Here is a 15,317-nt window from a genome sequence, read left to right as displayed (position 1 = left end):
TTCCAGGTCGGCAGCCACGACGCGGCGGTGCCGCGAGAGGGGCCTGCGAGCAAGCGCCCCCAGTGCAGCGGACCACGGCAGGAACCTGCGAAATCATTTTGCAAATGATCGTGCTCGAAGCTTCCGTGATGACTCAGTGCGGAGGGGCGCTGCTCACGCGGGAAGTCCGGATGCAGGTCCCATCGGGCCGGAAGCTGTCGAAGAGGGTGCCGCTTGGCTGGGTTTGTCCGAGGCGGTCGCATCGGGTATAATAAGCGCAAGTCTGAATGAGGTAAAAGGACCAGAGCCGCCGAAGGTTCGACGAGTGGGTACGCCAAGCAACCGTTAACAGGTTCGGCTATCAAGGCCTCCTCGAAAGCGTCGACTTTCGAGGAATACCTATGTCTCAGTCCACTCTCGCCCCGATCGCGAAGCCCAGCGACCTGCTTACCCCGGACGCCCTCGCCGCTCGGCTCCACGTGACGACACGCAACTTGCGGCAATGGCGCATCACAGGAGCAGGCCCACGGTTCGTTCGCGTCGGGCGATTTCCGCTCTACCGGCAGGAAGCCGTCGAGGCGTGGCTTCTCGAGCAGGAGTACACCAGCACCGCCAACGAACTGCGCTGAGCCATGGGTTCAGTCAAGTCCTATGAGACAAAGACTCGCGGCAAGCTCTACGAGGTCTGGTACACGAAGCCTGACGGGACGCGTGGTCACGACCGCGGCTTCCGCAGGAAGACCGAGGCCCTGAACTATCTCAACACTGTCGAGGTGTCGAAGTTGCGGGGCTCCTACGTCGATCCGACCGATGCGCGAGTCTCGATTGGCGAGCTCGGGCGAGCGTGGCTTGAGATGCACCGATTCAAGCTCACGCAGAGCAGCTTCCACTCCGTTGAGAGCTGCTGGCGCGTGCACGTCGAACCGAAGTGGGGTAACTACGCCGTCGGGCGGGTCACCAAGCGGGATGTTCAGGCTTGGTTGAACGAGCTCGGTAAGTCTCTCTCCCACACGTCCGTGGCCAGAGCGCGCGACCTCCTCGCTGGCATTTTCGATGAGGCGGTCGAAGAGAACAGGGTGGTGAAGAATCCTGCGCGAGGACTCGCCGTGAAGAAGAAGTCGATCCCTGACGAGGTGTTTTTAACGCATCGGCAGGCCGAGGCGCTCGCCACACAGGCGAGGTACGGCGATCTCGTTCGGCTTCTCGCCTACACCGGCCTGCGGTGGGGTGAGGCGACGGCCGTGCGGGTTCGGAACGTTGACCTTGACCGGCGGCGCCTCAACATCCGCGAGGGAGTGACAGAGGTGAACGGGCAGCACATCCTGGGCAGCGTGAAGTCGCATGAGCGACGCTCCGTCGCGTACCCCGACTTCCTTGACTCAGCTGTTGCCGCCGCCTGTCGCAACAAGCACCCCGACGATCGCCTCTGGTCGTCACCGGCTGGGGGTTTCCTCCGACCCGGGCACTCCCGGCAGGGGTGGTTCGCGCAAGCGGTACGCAGGACCATGGCGGCCGACGTAGGCTTCCGTCGGATCACGCCGCACGACCTCCGGCATACCGCGGCGTCCCTCGCGATCAGCGCCGGGGCCAACGTCAAGGTGATCCAGCGAATGCTGGGCCACAAGTCCGCCAAGGTGACGCTCGACACCTACGCAGCGTTGTTTCCGGACGACCTCGATAACGTCACGTCCGCGCTGAGCCGGCAACGAGCGGAGCAGCTATAACGATGGGGGCTGCCAGCGGCCAGCGGCTGTGACCACGGCCACTGGCCGCTGCCGCCTTCGTCTCGAGAGTTGGGTGGCCGCGCGGCCGCGTCTCGTATCGTCGACCCTGCCGGAATGAATATTGGACCAGCCATCTGAGAAGCTCGAAGCGACGGAGGCACGCGGATGGCGGCTCCACGCGTCCTGTTTCACTGAGGGATCGTCGTTCAGCGGACGCCTTCCCATGTGGCTCCGCGATCGGCTCGGCCTCTCGTCGAAGCGCTCGATAGCCGTTCCGCCTCACGGCCAGAATTTCGCCGACCTGTGCAACGGTCATGTCTTGCTGCTCGTGAAGTCGGCGCGCGGTCCGAATATTGCGCGGTTAGATCGTCTCGAGAACCGCAGCCCAGCTTTCCAGATGCAGATACAAACCCTCTGCTCGCTTCACAACCGCGCGCGGCAACGCGAGGCCGGGCAACGCGGTAGAAAACGCCCGAAAGTCTTCGCGCAGCCGCGCGCAGACGTCGAGAGTCGGCAGGTGTGCCCAGGTGTCAATCTCGTCCGCCCGCACACGCACCGAGTGACGCATGAGCTGGTGGTAGTCAAGGGAGGTTGGTGATCTCCCTTCGCACTCGGGGCAGAAGCATTCGACGAGCTCTGGAGCCTGCTCCCAGATGGCCCCGGCGATGTCAACGCCGATATATCGATGAAGCCGAGGCACGTAGAATCTGGCCGGCGGGGCGCCCGAGCTCGGCAGTTCGACATGGTCTCGGTGCTCCCCGTATCCGACGCCATGGGACGAGCCCTCGAGACCGAACCGGTGGAGGAGCACGGAGAAGAACCCGCCGTACAGGGCAAAGATTCTCTGCCCTCGTTCCGTCGCGCTCCTAAGGGCCTTGCCGTACTCGACCAGTTCCCTCCGGCCGGCGGTCGTGACGTCAAATTCATCGAGACGCGATACCCATCCGGCAAGGTCCTTCTCGGGCAACTTCTGAAGCAGCGCGTCCCAGACGGCCGCTGACTCTCCCGCGACGACCCGGCGGAGGCGGACGGCGCTCGACGATTGCGCGACAAGGTCAACGCTCGCCTGCCAGATTCGCTCGCTCACGGCGCCCCAGGGGTCGGTGAGGCTACTGACCATGAGGTACGGAGGCATGACCCATTCCGGTGCCTGCGCGTCCTCGATCTTGATGTCGTCGTCCGGGAGGCGTTTAGCGTACTTGTCGAAGACTTTGGCACCAACGTTCTCAAAGTCCACGTTGAACGAAAGCCAGCCCTCCGCGACGCGGGCCACGAGAGCGTCGTCGAAGTTCGCCGGGGACAGGCCGCCGGTCACTCCGTCCTTGATGTAGCCGTCGAGTCCGAGGATCTGTGCGAGCTGGAGGTGCGATTTCTTCCACGGGAGACTGCCGTTTTGGAACAAAGGGAAACGGGAGTCGATAGCGTACGGCTCGCTAGAACGGGCTGACAGCGTGAGCACGAATCCCTTCGTGCCATCGGCCTGGAAAGCGGCGATCGTGCCCGGAACGAGCAGGCCGTCGAAGATGCCGGTAAGGCTGCGCGCGGCCTCCTGATCTGTCGATCCGTAGCTCAAGAAGTGCTGGAATTCAGACATACCGGCGCACCTGCTCCCGGATCTTTCCGGTGACGCGCCGCCGAGAAACCCGGTCGGAAGCCTTCGACCCCGGTTGGCAGACGATGACGAACGACGAACCGCTCTTGACAAGCACCCCCACGCCGCAACGCGACGCCTCCTCGACATTCTTTGGACGGGGCATCGCGTCCACAACGATCCAGGACCGATCGTAAAGCCGCGAGTTATAGAACGCTTGCTCGAGCGCTCGGCCGAAGCTGCCGAGCTTTAGCTCGAACGCGGATAAGGTCCCGGAACGAGTCAGTGTCGAGACATCGATACGGCGCCCGTTGACCGCAAGTTCCTCCACGACCACGGTGTCGTCACGAATCCAGCGGCGGGCAGCGAGCCAGTCGAGGAGCGGGACGAGAAGCGACCGCTCGCCGGATGAAGTCGGAGTCTCAAGCGGTGAGATGTAGATCGTCACGGCGCACCTCCCGCGTTGGACGCTTCAACCGCGCGCTGGATAGCACTCTCGAGCCACGCGAATAGGAAGATCCCTACGAGGCTCGCGCCAAATGCGACGACGGCCATACCTGCCGCGATTCCCCAGAGCGGCTTGATATCGAACGCAAGGAAGTACAGTGCTGTTGCGGCGCCAACCAGGGTGGCGACGGCGAAAGCGCCGTTTCGGATCCACGAGCACACCGCCAGCATGCGCCGGAACCGAGCCTGAATCCCGCTTCGCATGCGCAGGGTCGCCACGCCCTTCTTTGCGGCCTGGCCGAGTTCGGCTGGGTCCTGGAACGCGGTCGCCGGATCAAACGGCCCGCTGGTCGGATACAGGCGGTCGATGTCGTCCCGAAGCTTCTCGAATGCTTCGCGAGCGCGCTCCTCCAAGGCAACGAAAGCCATGTCCACACGGGCTCTCAATCGCTGGTCGGTGCTGCTGCGCAGGCTAATCGAAGCCCAGACGGCGGCCACGCTGACAAAGAAGACCCCTCCTCCGAGACCGAATCCCCACTCAGGGCTTGGGCTCGTCCCCCCGAAAATGTCCATCACGAATGGTGCCCCAGGATGTCATCGCGGATAAGCGAGTTCGTCGTGAACTCGTCGTAGCGCTGATAAACATAACGGACGAGCTGACGAAGCGGTAGCGGAGCGAAGCGCGCCTTGAACGATGTCAGTTCCTTCAGGGCCTCCGGCTTCATTTCCTCGTCCAGAGCGGCGAAGTACCGCCATCCTCGGTCGGTCAGCTCGAAATCGCGCGTCGTGTACGAGTAGCCGTTGTCCGACTTGTCAGTGATGGCCTCTCGTTCCTCCCACGTGTCCATGTCGTCTGGAGCGAACCTCGCCGAATCGGTGATGATGCCGGCTGCGGCCAACGTGTCCACTGCGTCATAGACCTTCCTCGAGAACGGGCCGAAGTTGTATGCAACGAACTCGGCGTCCTCCGAGAGCCACTGGTCGCTGTGCGTCTCGCGCTCGAGGAGGAAGATGAGCTTCTCAAGCCTGGTGACGCCCTCGATCCGAGCGCGACCGCCCTGGTCGACGCCGGCGCCGAGCAGGAGAACGATCGCGTCATCGATCTCAATGGGGTTGGCCATGGCAGAGACTCCGAATTCGGCGAGGATGGCAGTCATCGTAGCCGGTGCCGCCCTCGGGACTGACGAGGAACAGCGTGTCGCTCGCAGCCGTCGCCGCATACGGCATCACCGGGAGCCTCGCCCACCCGACGTGCTTCAAGTGCCGGGTCGACGTCATCTTCGGACGGACGGACGGACGGACGGCCGGCGGGCGGGCATGCGAGCGCAACTTAGGTAAGAGGCATGTCGAAAGGGCCCGCGATCGTTGTCCAGAATCTGGCCCCATGCGTGCGGGCCAGATCGCTTGGGTCCAGCTTCCGCCGGCTGTCACAGATCACCCGGCCCCACGCAGTCTTGGTGACCGGGCGCCATCCGGACTCTCGTTGGATCCGCAGTGTTGACTGCGGCGCATCGAGGCGTGATCGACGCTGCGCCGTCCTCGGAGGTTGGCGTAGAGCGGCAAAGGCCGTGGTGCAGTTTGGTGCACCGCCACCTGGCTGAGGACGGCTTCGCGCGGCCCGAACTGTCGGCAACACCCCCCACGATCACGGCGATCGGACACCCCACCGTGCCCGTGCGAATGTACGGCGATGGGTTCAAATCCCACCGGTACCGCCACTTCTCAGAAAACCCCCGTTCACACGGGGGTTTTCTGCATTTCCGGAGCATGTTGCGAAGCATGCTCGACGCCGATCGAGATGAATGACGCAAGCGTCCGACCGGGCCGCGACCGTATCGTGAGCCTGCTTCGACCTTCCGTGGACGGAAGGCAGCGGCCAGTCCGCGAACCAGGTGGAGCAACGACTCACGGAGGTGCAAGATGGCGTTCGTCACCACGAGCGACGGTGTGGAGATCTACTACAAGGACTGGGGGCCCCAGGACGCCCAGCCGATCGTGTTCCACCACGGATGGCCGCTGTCCGCGGACGACTGGGACGCGCAGATGTTGTTCTTCCTGGCCAACGGCTACCGGGTGATCGCGCACGACCGGCGCGGCCACGGACGGTCGTCGCAGGTCGGGACGGGCCACGACATGGACCACTACGCCAGCGACACGGACGCGCTGGTGCAGCACCTCGACCTGCAGAACGCGATCCACATCGGGCACTCGACCGGTGGCGGCCAGGTCGCCCGGTACGTCGCCCAGTACGGAGAGCCGCAGGGTCGGGTCGCGAAGGCGGTCCTGGTGTCCTCCGTTCCCCCGATCATGCTGCAGAGTGACGCCAACCCGGAGGGCACGCCGATCGCGGTGCTGGACGGTTTCCGGAGTGCGCTCGCCGCCAACCGAGCCGAGTTCTACCAGGCGGTCGCCGAGGGGCCCTTCTACGGTTTCAACCGGGCCGGCGCCGAGGTGTCCGCCCCGGTCATCGCGAACTGGTGGCGTCAGGGGATGACGGGCAGCGCACAGGCGCACTACGAGGGGATCAAGGCCTTCTCGGAGACCGACCAGATCGAGGACCTCAAGGCCATCTCGGTCCCGGTGCTCGTCACGCAGGGCGACGACGACCAGGTGTTGCCGTACAAGGCCGCCTCGATCAAGCAGGCCGAGCTCCTGCAGAACGCCACCCTCAAGATCTACGAGGGGTACCCGCACGGGATGCTGACGATCCACGCGGACGTCATCAACCCCGACATCCTCGCCTTCCTCAAGCAGTAGGCGTTCGCGGAACCGAGGGGGGCGTGCTCCGTGGTGGGGCGCGCCCCTCGTGCCGAGGAGTGACATGCAGACCGAGTTGCTGGAACAGGCCGACCGCGTGCTCGCCGCGCTCTCGCCAGGGCGCCGCGAGGCGGTGCGCGAGATCGTCGTCGACGCCGTGCACCGTGGCGCGCTGACGCCGACGGGGCGAGCGTTCATCGCGCGCGTGTCCGGTTCGTCGTTCTTGGCGGACGTGCTGAGCGACGCGCTCACCGAGCATCGACGAGCGCTGGAGCAGCGACGAGCACTGGAGCAGGATCGCGTCGAATGACGCTAGGGGTGGTCGACGACTCCTGGTCCGATGGTGTCGACGCTCATCCGAGAGCGAAGGAGCAGACGATGACCGAACACCCCACTCCGCCGCACCACGAGACCCCCGCCGTCGGCAACCCCGACCTCCCCCAAGAAGGGCTCGTGAACATCGCGGACGACACTGCTGCGAACACGATGACGGGCCCGCAGAACCCGGCACTCGCGGCGCAGTTCCCGAGCCAGCTGAACGCGCCGGCGACCGACATCAGCACCCAGGCCTTCTTCTGGTCGTCGTTCAACATCTCGCCCCGGCGGGTCCAGCGCGGTGGATGGGCTCGTGAGCTGACCCAGTCGGACTTCGCGATCTCCCACGAGATCGCGGGCGTGAACATGTACCTCGAGCCCGGCGGCATCCGGGAGCTGCACTGGCACCAGACGGCGGAGTGGGCCCTGATGACCCGCGGGGGCTGTCGCGTCACGACCCTGAGTCGCGAGGGACTGCCGAGCGTCGAGGACGTCTTCGAGGGCGACCTCTGGTTCTTCCCCGCGGGACTCCCGCACTCCCTGCAGGGCCTCGATCCGGACGGCGCCGAGTTCGTCCTGGCCTTCGACAGCGGCGAGCAGTCCGAGAGCAACACGCTCCTGCTGACCGACTGGTTCGCGCACACCCCACCGGACGTGCTGGCGAAGAACTTCGGCGTCGCGCAGGAGGCGTTCACGGACGTGCCGCTCCACGACCTCTGGATCTTCCCCGGCGAGGTGCCGGGCGAACTCGAGCGGGACCAGCTGGCGGCCGGCGTCGAGTGGGGCGGGACCGAGCCGGTGATCTTCCGGATGGGCAAGACCGCCCCGCGGTTCGAGAACAGCGGCGGGAGCATCCGGATCGCGGACAGCACGAACTTCCCGGGTGCGAAGACCGTCGCCGCCGTGCTGACGGTCGTGGAGCCCGGTTCGATGCGGGAGCTGCACTGGCACCCGAACGCCGACGAATGGCAGTACTACCTGAAGGGCCAGGGCCGCATGACGGTCTTCAACACGGGTCCGCACGCCAACACCATGGACTTCAGGGCCGGCGACGTCGGCGTCGTGAAGCGCAACCTCGGACACTACGTCGAGAACACCGGGGACGAGCCGCTCGTCTACGTGGAGACGTTCCGCAGCGACCACTACGAGGAGGTCTCGCTGGCGAACTGGCTCGCGCACCTGCCGCCGTCGCTGGTGTCGCAGCACCTGAACATCCCCGAGGAGGTGCTCGCCACGTTCCCGCGCGGGTCGCAGGGGATCGTGCCGCTGCGGTAGTCCGGCTCAGCGCCGCTTGCGGAGCGCGTTCGTCGCCCAGAGCGCGACGGCGATCAGCACGGGCTGGAACAGGAGCCGGACGAACCGCTTGGTGTCCGTGTCCAGGCCGAAGCCGTCACGGTGGTGCATCCACTGCGCGATGTTGCCGGGGAAGATCGCGGTGAAGAACACCGCGGCGACCCACCCGACGGTGGCCTGCCGGCGGACCAGCAGCACGAGGGCGGCGCCGAGGGAGATCTCGGCGATGCCCGAGGCCAGGACCGTGACGTCCGGGTCCAGGGGGACGAACTCCGGCACCTGTGCCCGGAACTCCTGACGTGCGACCGTGAGGTGGCTGATGCCGGCCCAGGTCATGGCGACACCCAGCAGGATGCGGACGACGGTCCGGGGCTTCGTCGAGCGGGGAGTGCGGGGGCGGGAGGTCATCGGGCGGGGGCCTTTCGAGGGGTGCCGGACACGGGTGCCCGGTTGTGCGCAAGTGAATTGCGCACAACCTAACACGGCATCGCCCGCGCACGAGGACGCTCCTCCGGCAGCGCGGCCCAGACATCGGCCCACACGAGCTCGAAGTCGACGGGCGCGAGTCGGTGCGCCCGCACCGCCCGCTCCAGGATCGAGAGCGCGTCGAGCGAGCCGGCGAGGAGCCGCTCGTCGCCGTACACCTCCGGCCGACCGTTGCCCAGGAACGTGGTCACGGTGATCGAGCGCACCCGTGGCCGCAGTCGTCTGGTGGCCCGCGCGAGCACCGCGAACCCCGCGGCGTACAGCGCGAGTCCGACGGGCATGCCCGCCGCCGGTACCGAGACGGCGACGACCACGACCACGAGCGCGGTGAACGCCCCGACGGCGGGCCAGACGTGCCACGCCCGGAGCAGCACGCGTTCACTCCTGCTGGTACCGGGCGGGAACACGACGAGCGTCCGCGAGGCCCACAGCGTGCGCCCCACCGGCCGGATCGTGTACCGGCCCCACAGGTGCGGCCCGTCGATCAGGCGGTCGCGGGCGGACGTCGCCGTGGTCACCGTTCCACCGGCAGGAGCTCGGCGCGGACGGGGACGACGTCCCGGTGTCGGACGGTTGTCAGGCAGGGAAAGCAGACGAGGTCGCCATCGCGGACGTCGGCCGGCAGCGGAGCCGGGAGGCGGTGGAACGGGCCGTCGGCCTGACCGTCACATCGGGACACGACGTACATCGTGGCGAGGGGAGCGGTGCTCCGGCGTCCGATCAGACGCACCTGGTCGAGCACGGCGCAGGTCGGCAGGACCGCGTCCAGTTCCAGGAGCACCACCCCGGTGCGCGGCCGTCGGACACGGGTGACCGACGCGACCGCGACGCTCACGTCACGAGGGGTCCAGCCGCGGGGGCGGTAGCGCGGCGGCGACTGCTCCGTGGTGTGGACGCTCGGGGTGCCGGTCAGGTCGGCGAGCCGGACCATCGAGATCGCGGCGACCACCAGGTCGTCGGTGGTCGCCACGGTGTGGGCCGGCCACAGGACCGGGTCCATGGGATCCGGCAGGGACGCGCGGAGCGTCGGCATGATCGCTGTCAGTGTCACACCGGACACGTTCCCGCGCGGACGGGCAAGGGGGAAGGCGCCCTGACGGAACCCCTACGCCCGAGTGCTGACTCCTGACGGTCCGCTCACTCGATGTCGACGTCCCGCTTGCCGCGCCGCACGATGAGCGGGTCCGGCTTGCCGATCACGTCGACCGCCTTGTCCGGGTAGTCGAACTGCGTCAGGAAGTACCGCATCGCGTTGAGTCGGGCGCGCTTCTTGTCGTTCGACCGCACGATGGTCCACGGCGCGTACCGCTTGTCGGTGCGCGTGAACATCGCCATCTTCGCCTCGGTGTAGTCCTCCCAGCGGTCGAGGGACAGCAGGTCGATGTCGGACAGCTTCCACCGGCGCACGGGGTCGAGCTGCCGCATCGCGAACCGGGTGCGCTGCTCGCGGCGGGTGACCGAGAACCAGAACTTCGTCAGGTGGATGCCGGAGTCGACGAGCATCCGCTCGAACTGCGGCACCTGGGTCATGAACGACTCGTACTCGGCGTCGTCGCAGAACCCCATGACCCGCTCGACGCCGGCGCGGTTGTACCAGGAGCGGTCGAACAGGACCATCTCGCCGGCCGACGGCAGGTGCTGCACGTAGCGCTGGAAGTACCACTCGCCGCGTTCCCGTTCGCTCGGCTTGCTGAGCGCCACCACGCGCGAGGTGCGGGGGTTGAGGTGCTCCGTGAACCGCTTGATGGTGCCGCCCTTGCCCGCGGCGTCGCGGCCCTCGAACAGCACGACGACCTTCTGCCCGGTGTCCTCGAGCCAGTACTGGCACTTCAGGAGCTCGATCTGCAGCTGGTACTTCGCGTACTCGTACTCCTCGCGCGGCAGCCGCTCGTCGTACGGGTAGTCGTCGCGCCACGTCAGGACGGGGTTGCCGTGCGGGTCGATGAGGTCCGGGTCAGCAGTGTGCCCGTCGGCGACGCTGTAGCCCTCGGTCCGGAGCTGCTCGATGTACTCCCGGAGTGGTTGCGAGTACGGCGCTGTGTCCACGGTGTCTCCTCTGCCCGCCGATCGGTCGGCTGGTCCCATCCTGTCCTGTGTGACCCGACAACTGCCCAACCGGACGTGTCCCTCAGGTGACCAAGCGGCTGCGTGATCCGAAGCGGTAGCGTTCTCGATGGCCTGTCCCCGACCCCGGATCGAGCAACGATGCCTGACGTCCACCTGCCTGCCGCCGACCGCTACGAGCAGCTCCCGTACCAGCGCGTGGGGAGGAGCGGCCTCATGCTGCCGCGCATCTCCCTCGGCCTGTGGAACAACTTCGGCGCCGACCGCGCACTCGCCACGCAGCGCGACATCGTGCTGCACGCCTTCGACCGCGGGATCACCCACTTCGACCTGGCGAACAACTACGGTCCGCCTGCCGGGTCGGCCGAGGAGCAGTTCGGCCGCATCCTCGAGTCGGACCTGCGTCCGTACCGTGACGAGATCGTGGTGTCGACGAAGGCCGGCTACGACATGTGGCCGGGCCCGTACGGCGACCGGGGCTCGCGCAAGTACATGCTCGCGTCGCTCGACCAGTCGCTCGGGCGCCTCGGGCTGGACTACGTCGACGTCTTCTACTCGCACCGTCCCGACCCCGAGACCCCGATCGAGGAGACGGTCAGCGCGCTCGTGACCGCGGTCCGTTCGGGCAAGGCGCTCTACGCGGGCATCTCGAACTACGACCCGGCGCAGACCGCCGCGGCGGCCGAGGCGCTCGCCGCCGAGAACATGCACCTGCTCATCCACCAGCCGCGCTACAACATGTTCGACCGGGTCCCCGAGGACGGGCTCTTCGACGAGCTCACGCGTCTCGGCACCGGTGCGATCGTGTTCTCGCCGTTGGCCGGTGGGCTGTTGACGGACCGCTACCTGGACGGTTCGGTGCCGGTCGGGTCGCGTGCGGCCGAGGGCCGCTGGTTCGGTGCGGACCGCATAGACGACGAGTACCTGACCACGGCGCGCGCACTCAACGACATCGCGGCTGCCCGCGGGCAGACGCTCGCGCAGCTCGCGATCACGTGGGTGCTCCGGCAGCCCGCCGTCACGTCGGCGCTGGTCGGGGCGTCGAGCGTCCGTCAGCTGGACGGCACGCTCGACTCGCTCGCGGGCGCCCCGCTCACCGACGAGGAGCTCGCGGCCATCGACGCCCTGGTGCCGCGTCGCTGAGCCGGGCAGGATGAGCGACATGACCGACGACAGCGACATGATCCACCCCCGGGTCGCGCCCAGCGGCGACGGGTGCGTCGAGTGCGACGCCACCGGGTCCTGGTGGGTGCACCTGCGCCGGTGTGCCGCGTGCGGCCACGTCGGGTGCTGCGACGACTCGCTGAACACCCACGCCACCCGGCACTGGGAGGCGACCGGGCACGCGGTCATCCAGAGCTACGAGCCGGGCGAGACGTGGGCGTACGACTACCGCGACCAGTCCACGTTCGAGGGCGTGGAGCTCGCGGCGCCGACGAGCCACCCCGTCGACCAGTCCGTCCCCGGGCCGGCGGACCGCCTGCCGGCGGACTGGTTGGAACTGCTCGGCGGGTCGCGCTAGGGCCGTCGACGCGAAGGGAGACAGACGGGAGGCACGGTGCCAGCCGGCACCGCGCCTCCCGTTCGTCAGTGGGTCGCCCCTAGACCGCCGCGGTCGCCTCGTCGCGGTGCGGGAGCTTCCACCCCGGGCGCACGAAGTGGCACGTGTACCCGGCCGGGTACTTCTCGAGGTAGTCCTGGTGCTCCTCTTCGGCCTGCCAGAAGTCGCCTGCGGGCTCGACCTCGGTGACGACCTTGCCGGGCCAGATGCCGGAGGCGTCCACGTCGGCGATGGTGTCACGCGCGACCTGTTCCTGCTCCGGCGAGGTGAAGAAGATCGCCGAACGGTAGGCGCGTCCGACGTCGTTGCCCTGGCGGTCCTTCGTCGACGGGTCGTGGATCTGGAAGAAGAACTCGAGCAGGTCGCGGTACGAGATCACCGACGGGTCGAAGACGATCTCGACCGCCTCGGCGTGGTCACCGTGGTTGCGGTACGTCGCGTTCGGGGTGTCGCCACCCGAGTAGCCGACGCGGGTGCTGATGATGCCGGGTCGGCGGCGGAGGAGCTGCTGCGCTCCCCAGAAGCAGCCGCCGGCGAGGATGGCGGTTTCGGTGGTGGTCATGGTGGCCTCCTGAGGTCGTCGTGCCGCTGGCTGCGGCACCGTGTGGTGCAACCGGCAACGGCGGCTGTCTGTTCCCGTCGCCGGGCCGGCACACCTCGACAGTACGAGGACGTGCTCTGCGTCCCCTCTGCGGCACGGTCGGGCTCACATGAAGCGGTCATCCGTGCCCGACGATGGACTGTGCCACCCACGACGTTCGTAGCCGCTGGGTCTCGCGCTCTGTTGCCTTGTGTTCCTCGAGGTGTTCGCGGCGATCGGCTCGCTGCCGGGGATGCTCGTCGCGCAGGTGCAGTACACGCCGTGTGCTCCGACGAGACGATGCGGTGTGCGTCATCATCGCGAACACGACCTGGGTCATCGGGGCATCTGGTGTCCCCACGGTGCGGCGACGGGTGCTCATGCCGGCGATCGCCCCCAGCTTCAGTACGCGTAGGTGCCCTGCACGGAGTACACCCGAAGCTGGGTCATCGTTGCGACACCTTGGGTGATCGTCGGCATCGCGATCGCGCCGGTCCAGGTGTCCGACGGGCCGCCGCTGCTGACCGCGCCACCGACACGGAGCCCCCCGGTGCTCGCCTGCTCGTCCGCGCCTAGGGCGTGGTAGGCGACGCCTTCGCCGGCAGCGTCGTGGTTGACCACGATCCGGATCTGCTGGTTGTCGGCGTCCCAGACGCCGGTGACGAACGTCCACTGGTCCGTCAGCCCCCGAGTTCGCGCCGGTGACACACACGTGCCGCTCGTCAGGTCGGGCTGCGACTTCACGCAGAAGCGGTAGTCGTCTCCCGCCCACTGCAGGTAGAAGACCGATCCGGTCGGTCCGTCCATCGACACGGCCGTTCCGTACCGACCCTCCTGAGCCGCCGACGGTTTCATCCAGGCAGACACCGTGTAGCTCTTCGTCGTGTCGATCGGCGCTGAGGCGGTGCGGTTGAAGCCGGAGAGGGCAGCCCAGTAGCCGAGGCTCCACTTCTTCGTCTTGCCCTCACACGCGGTGTCGCGCGACAGGAAGTAGTCCTCACCGGACAGGCACTGGAAGACCTCGGCTGACCCGTCCCACTTGGTCGGGACGTCCGCTGCCGTCTTCCAGGCGTACCCGAGCGCCTTGGGCTTCCCGTCCGCGCCGACCTGCATGGTGAAACCAGATGGGCACGCGCCGGTGACCGTGGCCGTGTAGATGCCACTCGTGCAGGTCTTGACCTGGATCATGTTCGACGGGACGTCGGCCGACGGCCCGTAGACCTGCAGTCCGCCGAGCCCCATCTCGTAGGTCTTGCCGGTCGCAGACGTCGAGTGCGCACCCCCACCCTTGTAGCGGTTGACGCGAACCACGTCGTCCTGCTCGATGGAGGGGGCCCCCAACGGGATCGCCCCCACGTCGAGTGGCGTCGTGCTCGTGGTGGGGTCGAGCGTCAGCGCTTGCGCGGCACGTGCACCGGCACCGGAGTACGAGCTGTCGTCGCCGATCACGGTCGGCGAGGCGACGGTTCCGCGACCCGACACTGATTCGCCCTGCTGGCCCGACCAGGCGTGTCCTGCGTTCGAGGGACCGGTACCGACACGGGGATCGTCATCTGCGGCCACGCTGGTGCCGGGGACCACCAGGCCGTCTCTGCCGCTCCCGGCGTACGCGGTCGAGACGTTGGCGGCCTTGTCGATGCTCTTCACCCACAGTCGACTCGTGCTGTCGGACGGTGTGAAGCTGACCTTCGCCGTACCGCTGGCATCTGCGCAGACGTAGACGACGATTCCGTCACGGAGGTCGCACGAGTGGTACCCGGTCGCGGTGGACACCGCTTCCGAAACCGGCTGGACCGGCTGGAGGCTGCCGCCGTCGGAGAGCCAGTACTGGAACCCGCGGATGTCCTTGTCCTTGGTGCTGGCGGTCACCGTGGCGGTCACCTTCGTGCCCACCCGGTACGAGGCGGGCAGCCCGGAAACGGTCGGAGGGTTCGGCACGGTGCTGTCGGAGGAGAAGTAGCACCAGCCCGTCCAGCCGCCCCAGTCGGTACCGTCGTTGCTCTTCGCACGGAACATGTAGTGGCCGTCAGCGAGGGCGCCCTTCGGGATCTGAACGCTCTGGGGCCCTGCGCTCGTCAGGTCGACGCCGTCCGACCAGGCGATCGTGTCCGGGTCGTCGGAGCGCATGACGTGGAAGGTCGTGCGCACGAGTCCACCATCGGGATCACTCGCCTTGACCTGCAACGTGATGGGCTGCGCTGCGTTGTTGACGAACGCGCTGTTGGCGTCACTCGTGCCACAGGCGCGTGTCGGACTCGTGATCGTGATGCCGCTCGGCGTGTTCGGCTTCGTGTTGTACTCGATGGTGAGTGTGGCGTTGTAGGCGAAGTGTTTGCGGCTGAGGCTGCCTTCGGTGGGGGAGCGGAGGCCGATCTGGAGGGTGTTGCCGGCGGTGGCGGCGGCGCCGCGGGTGACGTCCCAGCCGACGGCTTTGCCGGGCATGGCGCAGCCGGCGACGCTGGGGATCTCGGCGTCGGAGATGTGGTCGCGCCATTGGCCTTGGTTGGCTTGGTCGTCGTT

17 protein-coding genes are annotated in these 15,317 nt (G+C 67.3%); 7 read left to right on the top strand and 10 right to left on the bottom strand.

The genetic code is table 11. The annotated features are described in order from the left end of the window. The first annotated feature begins 380 nt into the window (after positions 1-380). Entirely contained in the window at positions 381-608 is a 228-nt protein-coding gene (locus ITJ60_RS04405) for a helix-turn-helix transcriptional regulator (RefSeq protein ID WP_194647106.1), read from the top strand. A 3-nt stretch (positions 609-611) separates the two neighbouring features. Continuing rightward, a complete protein-coding gene (locus ITJ60_RS04400; RefSeq protein WP_194647105.1) occupies positions 612-1,703 on the top strand; it encodes a tyrosine-type recombinase/integrase in 1,092 nt (363 codons plus the stop codon). Between the two features lie 361 nt (positions 1,704-2,064). On the opposite strand, the gene ITJ60_RS04395 is transcribed toward ITJ60_RS04400, so the two are convergent. The 4 genes from ITJ60_RS04395 to ITJ60_RS04380 all read right to left on the bottom strand — a co-directional run bounded on the left by ITJ60_RS04395 (position 2,065) and on the right by ITJ60_RS04380 (position 4,898). Beyond that, positions 2,065-3,297 (bottom strand): hypothetical protein, encoded by a 1,233-nt coding sequence (locus tag ITJ60_RS04395; RefSeq protein ID WP_194647104.1) that lies wholly within the window; start codon positions 3,295-3,297, stop codon positions 2,065-2,067. Beyond that, a complete protein-coding gene (locus tag ITJ60_RS04390; RefSeq protein WP_194647103.1) occupies positions 3,290-3,742 on the bottom strand; it encodes a hypothetical protein in 453 nt (150 codons plus the stop codon). The genes ITJ60_RS04395 and ITJ60_RS04390 overlap by 8 nt, the downstream gene beginning before the upstream one ends. Next, positions 3,739-4,239 carry a hypothetical protein gene (locus ITJ60_RS04385; RefSeq protein WP_194647102.1) on the bottom strand — a complete coding sequence of 167 codons (501 nt, stop codon included), beginning with the start codon at positions 4,237-4,239 and terminating at the stop codon, positions 3,739-3,741. The genes ITJ60_RS04390 and ITJ60_RS04385 overlap by 4 nt, the downstream gene beginning before the upstream one ends. Positions 4,240-4,313: 74 nt before the next feature. Next, positions 4,314-4,898: a hypothetical protein gene (locus ITJ60_RS04380; RefSeq protein ID WP_194647101.1), complete on the bottom strand. Its 585-nt coding sequence runs from the start codon at positions 4,896-4,898 to the stop codon at positions 4,314-4,316. Positions 4,899-5,661: 763 nt separating this feature from the next. Here ITJ60_RS04380 and ITJ60_RS04375 point away from each other — a divergent pair. The 3 genes from ITJ60_RS04375 (at position 5,662) to ITJ60_RS04365 (ending at position 8,088) form a co-directional block, all read left to right on the top strand. After that, complete coding sequence (locus ITJ60_RS04375; protein WP_194647100.1) at positions 5,662-6,498, top strand: alpha/beta fold hydrolase; 837 nt, start codon at positions 5,662-5,664, stop codon at positions 6,496-6,498. A 64-nt stretch (positions 6,499-6,562) separates the two neighbouring features. Continuing rightward, complete coding sequence (locus ITJ60_RS04370; protein ID WP_194647099.1) at positions 6,563-6,808, top strand: hypothetical protein; 246 nt, start codon at positions 6,563-6,565, stop codon at positions 6,806-6,808. 68 nt (positions 6,809-6,876) lie between these two features. Then, entirely contained in the window at positions 6,877-8,088 is a 1,212-nt protein-coding gene (locus ITJ60_RS04365) for a cupin domain-containing protein (RefSeq protein WP_228509861.1), read from the top strand. A 6-nt stretch (positions 8,089-8,094) separates the two neighbouring features. Here ITJ60_RS04365 and ITJ60_RS04360 read toward each other — a convergent pair whose 3' ends face one another. The 4 genes from ITJ60_RS04360 to ppk2 all read right to left on the bottom strand — a co-directional run bounded on the left by ITJ60_RS04360 (position 8,095) and on the right by ppk2 (position 10,677). Next, positions 8,095-8,514 carry a hypothetical protein gene (locus ITJ60_RS04360; protein ID WP_194647098.1) on the bottom strand — a complete coding sequence of 140 codons (420 nt, stop codon included), beginning with the start codon at positions 8,512-8,514 and terminating at the stop codon, positions 8,095-8,097. Positions 8,515-8,582: 68 nt separating this feature from the next. After that, complete coding sequence (locus tag ITJ60_RS04355; RefSeq protein WP_194647097.1) at positions 8,583-9,110, bottom strand: DUF6611 family protein; 528 nt, start codon at positions 9,108-9,110, stop codon at positions 8,583-8,585. Next, positions 9,107-9,643 carry a hypothetical protein gene (locus ITJ60_RS04350; RefSeq protein ID WP_194647096.1) on the bottom strand — a complete coding sequence of 179 codons (537 nt, stop codon included), beginning with the start codon at positions 9,641-9,643 and terminating at the stop codon, positions 9,107-9,109. Before ITJ60_RS04350 ends, ITJ60_RS04355 begins: the two co-directional genes overlap by 4 nt. An 86-nt stretch (positions 9,644-9,729) precedes the next feature. Next, on the bottom strand, positions 9,730-10,677 hold the full coding sequence (gene ppk2, locus ITJ60_RS04345) for a polyphosphate kinase 2 (protein WP_131880988.1): 948 nt from the start codon (positions 10,675-10,677) through the stop codon (positions 9,730-9,732). 120 nt (positions 10,678-10,797) lie between these two features. Here ppk2 and ITJ60_RS04340 point away from each other — a divergent pair, with 120 nt between their 5' ends. Together ITJ60_RS04340 and ITJ60_RS04335 are read left to right on the top strand one after the other, a co-directional pair. After that, the gene (locus ITJ60_RS04340) at positions 10,798-11,799 is read left to right on the top strand and encodes an aldo/keto reductase (RefSeq protein ID WP_123339178.1); all 1,002 of its coding nucleotides are present in this window, start codon (positions 10,798-10,800) and stop codon (positions 11,797-11,799) included. Between the two features lie 19 nt (positions 11,800-11,818). Further along, complete coding sequence (locus ITJ60_RS04335; protein ID WP_194647095.1) at positions 11,819-12,178, top strand: UBP-type zinc finger domain-containing protein; 360 nt, start codon at positions 11,819-11,821, stop codon at positions 12,176-12,178. 79 nt (positions 12,179-12,257) lie between these two features. Here ITJ60_RS04335 and msrA read toward each other — a convergent pair whose 3' ends face one another. Together msrA and ITJ60_RS04325 are read right to left on the bottom strand one after the other, a co-directional pair. After that, entirely contained in the window at positions 12,258-12,779 is a 522-nt protein-coding gene (gene msrA / locus ITJ60_RS04330; RefSeq protein WP_111086459.1) for a peptide-methionine (S)-S-oxide reductase MsrA, read from the bottom strand. Positions 12,780-13,199: 420 nt separating this feature from the next. Beyond that, on the bottom strand, positions 13,200-15,317 hold a 2,118-nt coding region (locus ITJ60_RS04325; protein WP_228509860.1), incomplete at its 5' end, for a LamG domain-containing protein.

Origin of the sequence: Curtobacterium sp. VKM Ac-2884, assembly GCF_015350945.1 — a bacterium.
GTDB lineage: Bacteria > Actinomycetota > Actinomycetes > Actinomycetales > Microbacteriaceae > Curtobacterium.
Note: the sequence above shows the minus strand (reverse complement) of the source record. Positions and strands in the feature narration are given on the sequence as shown.

Bases quoted from the DNA above. Each gene is read 5' to 3' on its own strand.
- ITJ60_RS04405 (WP_194647106.1), top strand. From the start codon at position 381: ATGTCTCAGTCCACTCTCGCCCCGATCGCGAAGCCCAGCGACCTGCTT.
- ITJ60_RS04400 (WP_194647105.1), top strand. From the start codon at position 612: ATGGGTTCAGTCAAGTCCTATGAGACAAAGACTCGCGGCAAGCTCTAC.
- ITJ60_RS04395 (WP_194647104.1), bottom strand. From the start codon at position 3,297: ATGTCTGAATTCCAGCACTTCTTGAGCTACGGATCGACAGATCAGGAG.
- ITJ60_RS04380 (WP_194647101.1), bottom strand. From the start codon at position 4,898: ATGACTGCCATCCTCGCCGAATTCGGAGTCTCTGCCATGGCCAACCCC.
- ITJ60_RS04375 (WP_194647100.1), top strand. From the start codon at position 5,662: ATGGCGTTCGTCACCACGAGCGACGGTGTGGAGATCTACTACAAGGAC.
- ITJ60_RS04370 (WP_194647099.1), top strand. From the start codon at position 6,563: ATGCAGACCGAGTTGCTGGAACAGGCCGACCGCGTGCTCGCCGCGCTC.
- ITJ60_RS04365 (WP_228509861.1), top strand. From the start codon at position 6,877: ATGACCGAACACCCCACTCCGCCGCACCACGAGACCCCCGCCGTCGGC.
- ITJ60_RS04360 (WP_194647098.1), bottom strand. From the start codon at position 8,514: ATGACCTCCCGCCCCCGCACTCCCCGCTCGACGAAGCCCCGGACCGTC.
- ppk2 (WP_131880988.1), bottom strand. From the start codon at position 10,677: ATGGGACCAGCCGACCGATCGGCGGGCAGAGGAGACACCGTGGACACA.
- ITJ60_RS04340 (WP_123339178.1), top strand. From the start codon at position 10,798: ATGCCTGACGTCCACCTGCCTGCCGCCGACCGCTACGAGCAGCTCCCG.
- ITJ60_RS04335 (WP_194647095.1), top strand. From the start codon at position 11,819: ATGACCGACGACAGCGACATGATCCACCCCCGGGTCGCGCCCAGCGGC.
- msrA (WP_111086459.1), bottom strand. From the start codon at position 12,779: ATGACCACCACCGAAACCGCCATCCTCGCCGGCGGCTGCTTCTGGGGA.